Here is a 14,141-nt window from a genome sequence, read left to right as displayed (position 1 = left end):
CCGCCCCCGGTAGGCCGGGGGCGGCACACGACGCCGTCCGATCCGGCGGGTCCCCGCCGCGCGATCCCGTCAGCCCAGTGCGGCCGGGGATTCGGAGTCGGGTACCAGCAGGCGAGGTGCGCCGGACCCGTCAGCCGGCACGGACCAGACATCGGGGTCGCCGCTGCTGTCCCGCACCGTGTAGGCGAGCGTGGCGTCGTCGAGCCAGGCTGCCTGGTCGTCGATGCTGCGGGTCTCGGCCAGGTGCGTCACCCGCATCGAGGCCCGTTCGAGCACGGACAGTCGCCAGCCGCGGGTGGGATCGGCGCCGATGGCCTCCTTGAACGCGATTCGGGTGCCGTCCGGTGACAACGACGGGCACTCCACGTTCTCCTTGAGCGTGCGGACGGTTCTGGCGGCGAAGTCGCCCTCGACCAGGTACCGGCGGCCGGCCGTGGACATGGTCGCGTAGAACCGGTTGTCGTCGGCGGCGAAGGTGACGCCCCAGAAGTTGACGTCGGCGGCCTGGTGGGGCCGCCCCTCTCTGGTCACCGCGAACGTCTCCAGTGTGCTGACGAGCACGCCGGTGCGGGTGTCGAGGATGCCGGCACGGGTGGAGAAGCCGCCGCTGTTGTAGGAGTCGCCCCCGACGAAGGTCGTCCATGCCACCATGCGGCCACTGGCCGACACCCGGGCCCGGTTGGGCAGACCGGGGACCGGGAACGCGCGCTTCTCACGGAGCTCCTGGTCGAGGACGACGAGGCGGTAGGACCACGGGGAGTCGGGACGGACACAGACGCCGGTGCCTGCCGCGGCATAGACGCGGACGCACTCCAGCGGGGCGACCGTCCTCGGGCCGCTCGGGTCGTCCCGGGAGACGGTGACGAGACGGCGGTCGCCGACCACCAGCAGGCGTCGGCCGGGAGCCAGCGTCGCGCGGTCCGCGCTGGTGGTGACCCGGTCGGCGCCGGCACCGGCCGTGGCCGACCGGTCGGCGGCCAGCCGGATGTAGCCGATGGCGACGGCGGCGAGCACCGCGGCGGTGGCGATGGCGATGGCGACCACGATCCGGGTCCGCCGGGTCAGGGCGCTCAACTGGATTCCTCCTGGATGACGGCGCCGTGTCGGCGAGTGAGCAGCACGGCGGTGGCGACGATCGCCAGAACGACGCCTGCGGCTGCCACCCTGCTGGCGGTCACCGGACCCCACGCCTGCCACGCCATCCCGAACAGGACCGAGGAGACGAGGTAGGCCAGTGCTTGGCCGGTCTGGACGACGGCGATGCCGGTGGTGCGCAGCCGTTCGGGCAGCAGCGGGCCTGCCAGCGCCATGAGTACGCCGTCGGTGGCGGCGTAGAAGATGCCGTAGAGGCCGAGCGTCAGGACGATCAGCGGCCACCCGCCGAGTGGACCGAACAGCAACAGGTAGACGGCGATCAGCGCGGTGTAGCCGCCCAGCATGACGGGCAGCCTGCCGACCCGGTCGGCCAGGGCGCCGATGGGGGCGGCGAGGAGCAGATAGCCGAGGTTGGTGCCGACCGCGAGCAGCGGGAACCAGCCTGCGCTCAGCTCTTCGCGTCGCTGCAGGAGCAGGTAGACGAAGCCGTCGCCGACGGTGGCGAGACCGAGCAGGCAAGCGGCGAGTACGAGGCGGCGGACCGGCGCGGCCCGCAGCATCGACACGGCGCCGCGCGGTGAGACGGTCCCGGCCTCGGGCCGCGGGTCGCGCCGGTCGCGTACGAACAGCACGAGCAGCACGACGCCGAGGACGGCGACGCAGAAGCTGGTGACGAAGACCGCGTCGAAGGACTGGCCCGCGGTGGCGAGGACCGCCAGTGCCACCAGCGGGCCGAGGAAGGCGCCGAAGCTGTCCATCGCCCGGTGCACGCCGAAGGCCCGGCCGAGGGCTTCCGGTGGTGTCGACAGCGTGATCAGCGCGTCCCGGGGCGCCGTGCGCAGTCCTTTTCCGGTCCGGTCGACGGCGATCACCAACCCGACGGCGGCGACCGACCGGCCTGCCGCGAGCAGGCCCAGCTTGGCCACGGCCGAGAGCGCGTAACCGACGCCCGCCACCGCCTTGCGGCTGCGCACCCGGTCGGCGACGTACCCGCCGACGATCCGCAGCAGCGCCGTGGCGCCGGTGTAGACCCCGTCGATCACTCCGTAGGCCGCCGGGCTCAGTTGCAGGCCGAGCACCAGGTAGAGGGGCAGGACCGCGGTGACCATCTCCGCGGAGATGTCGGTGACCAGGCTTACGGTGCCGAGCGCGAAGACGTTGGCGCTGATCGCGGGCAGTCGGCGCCTGCCGGGCTCGCCTGCCTTGCCGGCCGCCCTGGACCGGCCGATTGTCGACAGGTACACGCGATTGCGCACCTCCTGCGGCTTGAGCGGGACGAGCGGGACGAGCGGGTGGGGGGGGCCGCCGCCACGACGACGGACGCCCACGGAGCCTTCGTGCGCAGCGGCACTCCATGGTGATGACGCCGGCCCATCGTCCGGTGCCGGCGGCGTGTGAACCACGCACGGCAGTCGGCGGGCAGACATGCGGTCGATGAACAGCCGGTGGCGTACTCACGGGTCGTCAGAACAGGTGAGCGGGCGCGACGAGACCTCACTCACAGCACGCCCGGCGTTCATGCAATCGCGGTGGTGATGGCTCCGGAGGGTCCCTAGGTTCCCTCATTGCCCTGCACAGCCCTCACCTCAGAAGGGAACACCTGATGGGCATCCGCTTCCGGACAGCCGGGATGGCGGGAGGAGCAGTCGCACTGACGACCGCCGCCATCGCAGCCTTGCTCACGTCCGCCCCTGCGGCCACCGCGGCCACGAACACGTTCACCCCGGTCGCCGACACCTACGTACAGGACAGCACCCCGTCCACCAACTACGGCACCTCGACCCAGTTCGTGGTCGACAACTCGCCCGTGCGCCAGTCGTTCCTGAAGTTCACCGTCAGCGGCCTCACCCAGCCGGTGACCGGCGCCAAGCTGCGGATCCGCACCATCAGTGGCAACAGCGGCAGCAGCAACGGCGGCACCTTCAAGTCGATGACCAGCACCACGTGGTCGGAGACCGGCACGACCTGGAACAACAAACCCGCCATCGACGGCGCGACGCTGGGCAGCCTCGGCTCGGTGGCCAAGGACACCTGGTACGAGATCGACGTGACCTCGCTGGTGTCCGGCAACGGCACCTTCGGCATCGGCGCGACCTCCCCCAGCTCCGACGGCGCCTACTACGACTCGCGGGAGAGTGGCGCCGACGCCCCGCAGCTGGTGATCACCACCGGCAGCGGCCCCTCGCCCACCCCCACGCCCACCCCGCCCTCGGGCGACCCGGTGCTGGTCGGCGCGGGCGACATCGCCTCCTCCGGCTCGGGCGACTCCGCGACCGCCAATCTGCTCGACGGCATCTCCGGCACGGTGTACACCACCGGCGACAACGTCTACCCGGACGGCACGGCTTCGCAGTTCACCAGCTACTACGAGCCGGCCTGGGGGCGGCACAAGGCCCGCACCCGCCCCTCGCCGGGCAACCACGACTACCACACGTCGGGAGCCACGGGGTACTACAACTACTTCGGCGCCAACGCCGGCCCGTCCGGGCGGGGGTACTACTCCTACGACCTGGGCAACTGGCACGTGGTCTCGCTGAACTCCGAGGTGAGCATGTCCGTCGGCTCGGCGCAGGAGCAGTGGCTGCGTTCCGACCTGGCCGCCAGCAGCAAGCAGTGCACCATCGCCTACTGGCACAAGCCGCGGTTCACCTCGGGCGCCAACCATGCCCCGGACACCTCGACCGGACCTCTCGTCCAGGCGCTGTACGACTACAACGCCGAGGTGATCGCCACGGGCCACAACCACCAGTACGAGCGGTTCGCTCCCATGAACCCGAGCGGTCAGCTCGACAACACCCGCGGCATCCGGCACTTCGTCGCCGGCATGGGCGGTGTCGGGCACTACAGCTTCGGCACCATCCAGCCCAACAGCCAGGCCCGCAACAGTGACACCTTTGGTGTGCTCAAGTTCACCCTGCACGCCAACAGCTACGACTGGCAGTTCGTGCCCGAGGCGGGCAAGACCTACAGCGACAGCGGCACCACCAACTGCCACTGAGTGATCGCCTCTCGCACCCGGCAGGGGCTGTCCGCGGCGAACCCCCGGACAGCCCCGTCGGCTTCGATGCTGCCGGCCGCCTGCGGCTTCGCCGTCCCCGAGCGGCCCGGGCCACGCCTGCGTGCGGCTGAGGACCTCTTCGACGACCAGCTCACACCGCGGTGCTCGAAGCCAGCCAGGATGCGACAGCCTCGGCGATGGGCTGACCGGTCTCCAGTTGTACGAAGCCGAACTGCCCGCCCTGATTGCACTCCAGGAACCACCAGGTGCCGTCATCGTCCTCAGCGAAGTCGAAGGCGCCGTAGGCGAGCTGGGCGAGCGACATGTAGGCGCAGATGGCCTCCGCGATGCGGGTGGGCACCTCGGCCGGGACCCAGACACCGCCGTCGTCGACGAAACGCCAGTCCACCTCGTCGGGGTCGGACGCCCTCCGTGCGGCGAACAGTTCGTCCCCCACACAGGTCAGCCGGATGTCCGCGCGCTTGGGCACACGCTGCTGCAGGAGCGTGGGGCCGGCGGTCACTCCGGTGAAGTCGGCGTCCGGCTCGACGGGGGTGGTGGGTAGTGCCAGCGGCGGGTCGCTGGGATGCGTTCCCGAAACCGGCTTCACGACGAGGTCCGGGTACTGGGCGGCGAACTCGCGTGCAACCTGCGGAAAGCTGGTGATCAGCGTGGGGGGTACCGCGAAGCCGCTGCGGTGGGCGACGCGCAGCTGCCAGGGTTTCCAGCGGGCTTGCGCGGCGGCGACCGGATGGTTCATCCAGCGCACGCCCGTGCAGTTCAGCGTTCCGTACAGGGCCTGTTCGGCCTCGGCGGTGAGCCATGCGGACTGATGGGCGGCGCGCGCTGCCGGACGGCCGGGCCGGCGTACCCATATCGAGCGCAGTCCGCTCATCCCCACCACACGACCCCCGGCCGACAGATGTCCGTCGAAGTCGCCCCGCACGTACTCGGCGGACAGGGCGGCCTGGCCCGGGAGGTCGGCGGGGTCCAGACGTACGACCGGGATGCCCGCATCGTCCAGGGCGGACACCACCATGTCCGCGGTCACGTCCTCGACGCAGGTCAGTACGAGCACGGTCATGGGGGCCGTCAGTCGTCGAAGTGCGTTTGGGAACCGGCGGTGGACGTGGTGGTGCCGTACGCCAGCAGCAGGTCGCGGTCGCTGATGGCCGGGCGCCCATCGGGCAGGACGTTCAGCTGACGCGTGGGGTCATAGGCGTAGGGAATCACGGCGGGCGGGGCCGAGGCCGGGCGGGCGTAGTTCAATGCGAACGGTTTCATCACGTCTCCTCTTGCGTGCCGGACGGGCGGCAGGCTCTGCCGGCTCATCGGGCAGGGGTGCTGAATGGCTTGTGGCATGCGGCCATGTGGTCATGCGTCGTCCCGGTCGGAAGACAGCGGTCGGATCGTCGACAGCGATCAGGCGGGCGGCGCGCAGTCACCGACAGCGATCGGGGGGCGGCGCGCAGCCACCGACAGCGTCCTTTCCGGCCGCGACGACAGCCGCAGATATCCGGGCTCGCCGAGTGGGCGGCGAGTACGTTCTCGCCGAGCACGCCGCCGGGGGGAGGTACTGCCGGCCACCGGCCGCTGCACTCGTACGGATGACTGGGTCTACGGCTGAGGTCGCACCGCAGCATGGGCGGTGCCGGTTCCGATGACCGGCAGCGCGTGGGTCGACCCGACGGCGGAGGCGCGGCTGACGAGCTGCCGGGTGGTGATCCGGGGGCGTGGGGCGCGATCTCGTCCGACTGCAGATATCAAGGTGGCTCCGTACTCCGAACGCCTACGAGGTGAGCTGTCGGGTTCGGGCTGGAGAGTCGCCCGGCCGTGGTTCTCACGGCTTCACCCCAAGCCGCCCGGGTACGCGATGTCCCGTACGGCGCAAGTGGGTCCCCCGCTCCTGCCAGGCGGTGTGGTGATGTGCTGCCGCGTGCGCCGGGGGCAGGATTCGGCGGTCCGGGCACGCGGTGTTCGACTTATCCGAACGCCGAGCACGTTAGAGGGATCTTGCGTTCGAGCACAAGGTCTGCACAAGTGAACTCGTGTCAACTTGCCTTTTTTACAAGAGAGTTCATGGTAGGTAGGCCCGGTACCCCCGGTAAAGGGGGATGCGTGCACCTCGTATGCGTATCAGCAATCCAGGCTGCTACGACGGGCCCGGATACGCACGCATGGCTGCATGGCTGCAACCGCACCCGCCCGCCCGCGTGTGACGCGCGGGTGACCCGCGGGTGATGACCACCCCCACTCACACAGCGCTCACCTGAGGTGACTCGGCCCGCATGATCACCCCGGCACCCGAGGTGAGCCCGTCTTCCCTGGCAGTGGGACCGGTCCGGTGAAACGATGTCCGTAGACAGCAGCCGCCGGTGCGGCGCGTCGTCGTGCCCGCCCGGCCAGGAGCAGGGAGGCGCGAGCGATGCAGGGTGACCCCGAGGTCCTGGAGTTCCTCAACGAGCAGCTGACCGCCGAGCTGACCGCGATCAATCAGTACTTCCTGCACCACAAGATGCAGGAGAACTTCGGCTGGACCAGGCTTGCCGCCCACACCCGGCGGGAGTCGTTCGAGGAGATGAACCACGCGGAGGTCCTGACCGACCGGATCCTCGTGCTGGACGGCCTGCCGAACTACCAGCGACTTTTCCACGTCCGGGTGGGCCAGACGGTCACGGAGATGTTCCAGGCGGACCGAGAGGTCGAGGTCGAGGCGATCGACCGGCTGAGGCGCGGCATCGACGTCATGCGGGCCAAGGGCGACATAACCTCGGCGAACCTCTTCGAGTCGATTCTTGCCGACGAGGAACACCACATCGACTACCTCGACACCCAGCTCGAGCTGATCGAGAAGCTCGGTGAAGCGCTCTATCTGGCCCAGTTGATCGAGCAGCCGGAGGGCTGAGCCCCGGGGTTCACACTCCGGCGACGGTGACCACGGCGTCGGTGGCGAAGCCCAGCAGCAGGCCCAGCAGAATCATCCAGGCGGTGAGTTCCTTCATGGCGGCCCGGCGAACGACGGCGAGCAGCTCGATGATCACGTAGAGGATGGACCCGGCGGCCAGGCCCATGAAGGCAACGCTGAGGGTTTCGTTGACCACCTGCCGGCCGACCAGGGTGCCCACGAAGGTGGGACCGCCGCCGATCAGGCCGAGCAGCGCGAGGGTCCCCCAAGAGGGCCGCTCCCCCTCGGCGGCCAGCGGGGCGACGATTCCGAAGCCTTCGGTTGCGTTGTGCAGGCCGAAACCGATGACCAGCAGGATTGCCAGCGAGATCTTGCCCTGCGCCGCGGAGTTGCCGATGGCCAGGCCTTCCGCGAAATTGTGCAGGCCGATACCGATGGCGATCATGAAGGCGAGGCCGGCAGCTCGCGAGTGGGCCTTGGCCGTCAGTTCGGTGGTGGCTGCCGCTCCAGGTCCGTCGGACGAAGCCACGGCGGATGCCTTGCGCCGAGAAATCCATAGGTCGTAGTACACGAGGCCGCACAGACCGACAGCGAGACCGGCGATGAGCACCGAGCCACCGATGGCCGCTGCTCCCCAGTGCCGATCACTCAGTGCGGCGTCGGTCGGCTCCCATCCCTCGCTGAGGACGTCCCAGAACAGGAACAGCAGGATGCCGACGGCGACGGCGTTGAGGGCGGCGCTCAGGCGCGGGACGGGCCTGCGCAGGCGGCCGACGGGCAGGCCGAGGAAGATGGTGAACCCGGCAATGGCTCCCAGCAGAGCGATCTGCGATTCAGACATGACGATCCAGGTGGAACTGCACAGGGACTGACCCCGACGCGGGATAGGTAAGCCTTACCTAATTAGCATTACCCTGTCCGGAGCCCGCCGCACCTCGGCCGGCCATTGCTCAGCCGAATGGGGCCTGGACGCGAGAGGCCCCCGGTGGTTGCGGGGGCTGGTTCTCAGGCGAGGACGTTCACGGCTCGGGCGATCACGAGTCCGAGGATGAGCAGGGAGATGAGGGACTGGACGGCCATGGCGATCTTGGCCCACGGAGCCAGTGGCATGACGTCGGTGGGGCTGAAGGCGGTGGAATTGGTGAGCCCGAGGTAGAGGTAGTCGACGTATCGGGGGCGCCAGTGCGTGGCGTTCAGGTCGGAATTGAGCTGCTGGGGGAAGGCGAGTTCGGGGGTGGTGGGCATGTGGTGGGCCCGGGCGGCAGCTCCGCCACTGTCGAGTTCGAAGTACATCAGGGAGAAGGCGAGGACGGTGGAGGCCCAGACGACGCCGCCGGCCTGCAGCAGGCCGGTGGCGGAATTCGTCTCGGTCCCGCCGTGGATGAGGTCGTCGACCAACCGGACGGTCGACCAGATGGCGCTGACGGCCAGCGCGCCGACCAGGGCGATCGATACTGCGCGCAGGGCGGCCGAGCGGCGGCTGATCCGGCCTGGGTCGCCCGCGATCAGCGTCACCAAGAGCAGTCCTTCGACGAACGGGAGCAGCCAGCGGGGTCCCAGGCGCAGGTCGTCGGGCATCAGCAGGGTCAGCGCCATGGCGACGATGACGGCTCCGGCCATCGGCCATCGGGCCTCGCCGAACGCCGCCTGCTGCGGCTCCAGTTCGTGCGGATTGCTCGGACCGCCGGCATCGGTGGGGTGATGTCCGGTCATGCTCGGGTGCTGCGCGGGTTCGGGGCGCGGGTGCTTGCTTGCGGCTGCGGCCACAACCCACAGAGTGCCGTCGCTACGGAGGCGGCGTGCCGGTCCGCCGGGACGACACGCCCCGCACCGGGTCCCGTGGCGGGATCGACGGACGCCGCGACCGCCCACCTGACAGCGCCGTCAGGCCGGCGGGTCAAGGCCTCTTGTGGCATTCCATCACCCCGGTCTCCTCAGGAGGCCAGGCGGCGCCGCCGCCCGCTTTGTCACTGAACGTACCTCGAAGCCGCGCGAGGCACCTCCCGCCGGATGCGCGTGTCCGTATCCGGCCGACGCAGGTGGCGCGTGCGGTGCGTCCCTGGGTCGGCAGGCCCCAGGGCACGAGAATCAGTGGAACCCCCGTACCGAGCGGGCCCTGTTTGCGGCTCGGCCCGCGGTACGGCGCCCCCTGCACGAATGGGCCCGACCGCGCATCACCATCGACACCAAGAACTCCGGCTGTAATACCAGGCAACCTGGACAGCCGACTCGTCCTCCTAGGGACCGCATGGGCGCACAGACATTCAGTGGGCATCGGTCGCAGACCGTCCCTGAACGGCCGCCCGTTGATACGAACAGACGCGGGAGCTCGCAGCAAGAATGCAGGAACGTACAGCAACCTCGGCCAACAGGCGGCTGCTCAGCGTGGACTCGGCCCGCGCCATCGCCGTGTTCGCCATGTTCGCCGCGCACATCGGACCCCCGGCGAAGCCCGAGGGCGCAGGCTATCTGCTGGTCGCCTTCGATGGACGCGCGCCCGCCGTCTTCACCTTGATTGCGGGACTTTCGCTGACCCTTTCCCGGGGCGGCACCAAGCCACGTCCACCGCTGACCGGCACGCTGCGCGCCACCCTCGTACGCTGCGCCGTACTCGCCGTGCTCGGCATGGCGTTGACGGAGCTCAGGTCGGGGATTGCGGTGATCCTGACGTTCTTCGCCGTGTACTTCCTGACAGCGGAACCGCTGGCCCGTCTGCGCACCCGCGCACTCATCGCGGTCGCGGCAATCTCCGTGGTGCTGGGTCCGGTCCTGTCGTACTCGCTGGGGCCGTACTTGGGACACCGCGCCGCCGGACGCGGCGGCTACCCCGGATTCGATGCGGTCACCACCTGGTCCGGATTCAGTGAGGCGCTCGACACGCTGTTGGTGTCCGGCGCCTACCCCTGGCTCACCTACTTTCCTTACGTCATCGTCGGCATGGCGCTGGGCCGGGTGGCGAACCTGACCCGGCCCGGAACAGCCCGTCGGCTCATCGGCTGGGGAGCACTGTCCGTCCTGGCCGGGCATGGGCTGTCCGCGCTGGCTCTTGGGCCGGCCGGCGGGCGCGCGGCGTTGCTGGATGCCATAGCCCACAGTCACGCCTTCGCGATGAACGCCCCCGATCCGGTACAGGCCGTGCTTGCCCGACAGGCCGGGGCGATACCCAGCACCTCCTGGGCCTGGCTGCTGGTCGACGATCCCTACAGTCAGACGCCCTTCGAGACCATCGCCAACATCGGCGTCGGCTGGCTCCTCATCGGCCTCGCAGTCGCCGCCTGCCGCCTTCACGTGCTCGAACTGCTCCTGCGTCCGCTGGCCGTCGTCGGGACGATGGGCCTGTCGGTGTACGCCATTCACGTCCTCGCGCGGGCCGAGCTGCAACCGCAGCACGGTTGGCCGGCCCTGGGTGCCTTCTGCGGGGTCTCGCTGGTGGGGTGTGTCATCTGGGCGTATGCCTTCCGCGGCACTTCGCTCAGGCGCGGGCCGCTGGAGTGGGCCCTTCAGACGATCACGCCGATCCGGAAGGCACCCACCCCCGAGAACACAGCGCCCCAGGAGGCGTTGACCCAGCGCGGATGACGTGCCACGGCCCGCCCTGGCCCTCGTCAGCCTCATCACCGGCCCCACGCCGGATGAGCGGGCGCCGCGGGCCGGAGCTCTTCTTCCGGCTCAGAAATTGTCGGCTTCGTCGCGACGGACGGGCCGCCCTTCCCCGTAGAGCAGGTGGAGTCACCCCCGGGCTCCGAGCGGCCCCGGCCGGCGTCCCCCCGTCGCAGGCCGGGGCCCTTCATGCTCTCAGCGGCCACGCCCAGTGCGCTGCAGCCAACGGGGCGGCGCACTGCACCTGGTACAGCAGGCTGTCGAACTCGCGGGCCGCCTTGAAGACAGCCAGGCCGACCTGGAGGCGGCCCGCGGGGGCCAACCGCGAGCTGACGCGGGCCCTCAACCAGGTCGGCCGGGGAAGCCCCGGGGGCCTCGTAGCGGCGCGTTGTTGTCAGCGATCATGGAATTGCGTGATCGCTGACACGTTGTCACGGGCGAGTGGGGACAGGCGGGAGCCGAAGATGAACCAGCGCAGCACAAGTACCGTCTGCCTGAAGCAGCCCCCAGCGATGCGGACCGTCGCGTCGTTCGCGTCGAGAGGGCCAGTCAATGGACTCGACCGGCTCAGAGGACGATGTCCACGTCGTACGTGCGCAACCAGTGGTCGAGCTGCAGCGTGGTCTCCAGGGCGGCCCGGCTCATGCCCTGCCTCAGGGCGGCGGCGCCGTGGTCGCGGATCCGCGCGCCGAGGCGGGGTGCGAGGAACGGGTCGAGCGGGCTGGTGCCGCCGCGGACGACGTCGGCGAGACGTTCGCGCAGGGTGCGGTTGTAGGCGTCGGCGCGGATGGAGGGGTAGGGGGTCTTGACGCGCTGGGCGACCGCTTCGGGGAGGAGGTCCTTCATGGCGGCGCGGAGCAGGCTCTTCTCCCGGCCGTCGAAGCTCTTCATGGCCCAGGGGACGTTGAAGGTGTACTCCACCAGGCGGTGGTCGGCGAACGGCACCCGGACCTCCAGGCCGCAGGCCATGCTCATGCGGTCCTTGCGGTCGAAGAGCACCTGGGCGTGGCGGGTGAGGGCGAGGTAGGTGACCTCCCGGTAGCGGGCCTCGGCCGGGTCGTCGAGGTGGTCACCGGCCGAGATCTCGGCGACGGCGGCGCTGTGGCAGTCGCGTTCGTAGGTGTCAAGGTCGAGCTTGGCGAGCAGGTCCGGGGAGAGGACGACGTCGTTGCCCTGGTAGTTGTGGCGGCCTTCGTGCACCCAGGGGAAGGTGGGCGAGAACACTGCATCGGGGTCGCGCTGCCATCGGTATCCGCCAAACACCTCGTCGCCGCACTCCCCGGAGAGGGCGACGGTGGAGTGCCCGCGCACGATCCCGAACAGCATGTGCAGGGAGGCGTGTTCGTCACCCTTGGCAATCGGCAGGTCATACGCCTTCAGGACCGACGCCCTGAGCTCCGGGTCGAGCAGGTCGGGGGCCTTCAGGGGCAGCTCGCTGTGGAGTGACCCGACGTGTTCGGCCAGCAGCCGGGCGTAGACATGGTCCTCGTTGGCGCCCTCGCCCGCCGTGCCGTCGAGGTCTGGGTCGCTAACCGAGCAGGAACGGATCCGCCCCAGGCCCTTTCGGCGGGAGACCCGGTCGGCGAGCGCGGTAAGCGAGCTGGAGTCCAGGCCGCCGGAGAGCAGCGTGCACAGCGGCACATCGGAGACCATCTGCTGCTCGACGGCACTCTCGAGCAGTTCGCGTACCGTGCCGATGGTCAGGTCGAGGGTGTCGGTGTGGTCGGCGACCGTGAGCTGCCAGTAGCGCTCCTCGGTGAGGCCCGCCCGGTTCACCCGCACCGTGCAGCCGGCCGGGACCTCCCGCATGCCGCGGAAGATCGCGTGCCCGGGCACCTTGGCCACCGACAAGATGTCCCGCAGCCCGTCGGCATCGAGCACGGCCTTGAACTCAGGGTGGGCGAGGATCGCCTTGGGTTCGGACCCGAACAGCACACCCGACGGCGTCTGGGCGTAATACAGCGGCTTGACGCCCATACGGTCGCGGACCAGGAGAAGTTCCTCGCGGTCCATGTCCCAGACCGCGAAGGCGTAGATGCCTTCGAGGTGGGCGGCGAGGGCGGGGCCCCACTGGAGGTAGGCGCGCAGCACGACCTCGGTGTCGCTGCGGGTGGTGAAGTGGTGGCCGAGCGAGACCAGTTGGGCGCGGAGTTCCTGGAAGTTGTAGGTTTCGCCGCTGTAGGTCAGGGCGGCGCGGGAGCCGGGGGCCTCGTCGGCGACCATGGGCTGGCAGCCGCCCTCCAGGTCGATGACCGAGAGCCGCCGGTGGCCGAGGGCGACGTGCTGCCCGGTCCAGACGCCTCCCGCGTCGGGGCCGCGGCGGGCCATGGTGGCCGTCATGGTACGCGCGACGTCCTGGTCGACAGGGCGCGCGAAGTCGGCCCATCCTGCGATACCGCACATGAAGAAGTACTCCTGAGAAATGATCGAGGTGGGGAAGGGGTCTCGCATCCGGGCATCACCGGCGGGTTCTGCTGACGGGCCCTACAGACGGGCGACGTGCGGCCGCGGGCGTGCAGTGCCGCGGGTGTCGAGGAGCAGCGGGGCGCGGCCCTCGATCTCGTCCATGTCGAACGCCGTGTGCCGCTGGAGGAGGATCGCCAGGTTGGTCCGGTCCAGGGCGGTGGTGAGATCCGGGTCCTCGGTCACCGCGGTGCCGTCGACCTCCCAGCCGTGGACGTAGGGGTCGTGGTAGGTGACTTCGGCGCCGAGGGTACGCAGTCTGCGGGCGACGTCGCGGGCGGAGGTCTCGCGCTGGTCGGCGATGTCCGCCTTGTAGGTCACGCCGAGCAGCAGGACGCGGGCGCCGCTGAGGGTGGTGCCGCTGCGGTCCAAGAGCTGCTGCGCCCGCTCGACGACGTAGCGGGGCATCCGGGTGTTGATCTCCTGGGCCAGCTCGACCATCCGGAAGGGGTAGCCGAGGGTGCGGACCTTGTGGGCCAGGTAGTTGGGGTCGATCGGGATGCAGTGGCCGCCGACGCCGGGTCCGGGCCGGAACGCCTGGTAGCCGAAGGGCTTGGTGGCGGCGCAGGAGATGGAGTCCCACAGGTCGATGCCGAGCTCGTGGGAGAAGATCGCCATCTCGTTGACCAGGGCGATGTTGACGTGCCGGTAGGTGTTCTCGATGAGCTTGGCCATCTCGGCCTCGCGGGTGCCCGCGGCCTGCACGACCTGGTCGACGAGCTTTCCGTAGAAGGCCGCGGCGACGGTGGTGCAGGCGAGGGTGTAACCGCCCACCACCTTGGGGGTGTTGCGGATTCCGTAGATCTTGTTGCCGGGGTCGACGCGTTCCGGCGAGAACGCCAGGTGGAAATCGGTTCCGGCGGTGAGCCCGGACGCCTCCAGGAGGGGGCGGACCACCTCGTCGGTGGTGCCGGGGTAGGTGGTCGACTCGAGTACCACCAGGGTGCCGGCCCGCAGCTGGCGGGCGATCATGGCGCAGGCGCTCTCCACCATGGCCAGGTCGGGGCCGCCGTGGTCGGACAGCGGGGTGGGCACGCAGATCACCACGGTGCTGGCGCCGGCGATGACGCTCTCGTCGGT

At 69.8% G+C, this 14,141-nt stretch carries 11 protein-coding genes and 1 riboswitch; of the genes, 3 read left to right on the top strand and 8 right to left on the bottom strand.

The features are described 5' to 3' along the window. Nucleotides 1–69 precede the first annotated feature (69 nt). A complete protein-coding gene (locus tag ACWGI8_RS25740) occupies nt 70–1,074 on the bottom strand; it encodes a TolB family protein (protein WP_453664360.1) in 1,005 nt (334 codons plus the stop codon). Next, nucleotides 1,071–2,339, bottom strand: coding sequence for an MFS transporter (locus tag ACWGI8_RS25735; RefSeq protein ID WP_453664358.1), 1,269 nt, complete (start codon nt 2,337–2,339; stop codon nt 1,071–1,073). Before ACWGI8_RS25735 ends, ACWGI8_RS25740 begins: the two co-directional genes overlap by 4 nt. A gap of 359 nt (nt 2,340–2,698) precedes the next feature. On the opposite strand from ACWGI8_RS25735, the gene ACWGI8_RS25730 reads away from it, so the two are divergent. Continuing rightward, nucleotides 2,699–4,093: a CBM96 family carbohydrate-binding protein gene (locus ACWGI8_RS25730; protein ID WP_453664356.1), complete on the top strand. Its 1,395-nt coding sequence runs from the start codon at nt 2,699–2,701 to the stop codon at nt 4,091–4,093. 151 nt (nt 4,094–4,244) lie between these two features. Here ACWGI8_RS25730 and tgmB read toward each other — a convergent pair whose 3' ends face one another. Continuing rightward, nucleotides 4,245–5,177: an ATP-grasp ribosomal peptide maturase gene (gene tgmB, locus ACWGI8_RS25725; protein WP_453664354.1), complete on the bottom strand. Its 933-nt coding sequence runs from the start codon at nt 5,175–5,177 to the stop codon at nt 4,245–4,247. 8 nt (nt 5,178–5,185) lie between these two features. Then, a complete protein-coding gene (gene tgmA / locus ACWGI8_RS25720) occupies nt 5,186–5,377 on the bottom strand; it encodes a putative ATP-grasp-modified RiPP (RefSeq protein ID WP_453664352.1) in 192 nt (63 codons plus the stop codon). Between the two features lie 486 nt (nt 5,378–5,863). Beyond that, a riboswitch (cyclic di-AMP (ydaO/yuaA leader) is annotated at nt 5,864–6,019 on the bottom strand. A gap of 499 nt (nt 6,020–6,518) precedes the next feature. On the opposite strand from tgmA, the gene bfr reads away from it, so the two are divergent. Beyond that, nucleotides 6,519–6,998, top strand: a complete 480-nt coding sequence (gene bfr / locus ACWGI8_RS25715) for a bacterioferritin (RefSeq protein ID WP_453664350.1) — start codon at nt 6,519–6,521, stop codon at nt 6,996–6,998. A 10-nt stretch (nt 6,999–7,008) separates the two neighbouring features. Here the strand turns inward: bfr and ACWGI8_RS25710 are convergent, their stop codons facing one another. Both ACWGI8_RS25710 and ACWGI8_RS25705 read right to left on the bottom strand, forming a co-directional pair. Next, on the bottom strand, nt 7,009–7,839 hold the full coding sequence (locus ACWGI8_RS25710) for a ZIP family metal transporter (RefSeq protein WP_453664348.1): 831 nt from the start codon (nt 7,837–7,839) through the stop codon (nt 7,009–7,011). Between the two features lie 164 nt (nt 7,840–8,003). Further along, nucleotides 8,004–8,711 carry a hypothetical protein gene (locus ACWGI8_RS25705; RefSeq protein ID WP_453664346.1) on the bottom strand — a complete coding sequence of 236 codons (708 nt, stop codon included), beginning with the start codon at nt 8,709–8,711 and terminating at the stop codon, nt 8,004–8,006. A gap of 627 nt (nt 8,712–9,338) precedes the next feature. On the opposite strand from ACWGI8_RS25705, the gene ACWGI8_RS25700 reads away from it, so the two are divergent. After that, entirely contained in the window at nt 9,339–10,577 is a 1,239-nt protein-coding gene (locus ACWGI8_RS25700) for a heparan-alpha-glucosaminide N-acetyltransferase domain-containing protein (RefSeq protein WP_453664344.1), read from the top strand. 588 nt (nt 10,578–11,165) lie between these two features. Here ACWGI8_RS25700 and asnB read toward each other — a convergent pair. Beyond that, entirely contained in the window at nt 11,166–13,001 is a 1,836-nt protein-coding gene (asnB, locus tag ACWGI8_RS25695; RefSeq protein WP_453664362.1) for an asparagine synthase (glutamine-hydrolyzing), read from the bottom strand. Between the two features lie 81 nt (nt 13,002–13,082). Continuing rightward, nucleotides 13,083–14,141: nucleotide sugar dehydrogenase (locus ACWGI8_RS25690; RefSeq protein WP_453664342.1), on the bottom strand; the 1,059-nt coding region annotated here is incomplete at its 5' end.

Source organism: Streptomyces sp. NPDC054841, assembly GCF_053611045.1.
The sequence above is the reverse complement of the archived record's forward strand: the minus strand, read 5'-3'. Positions and strand labels throughout refer to the sequence as shown.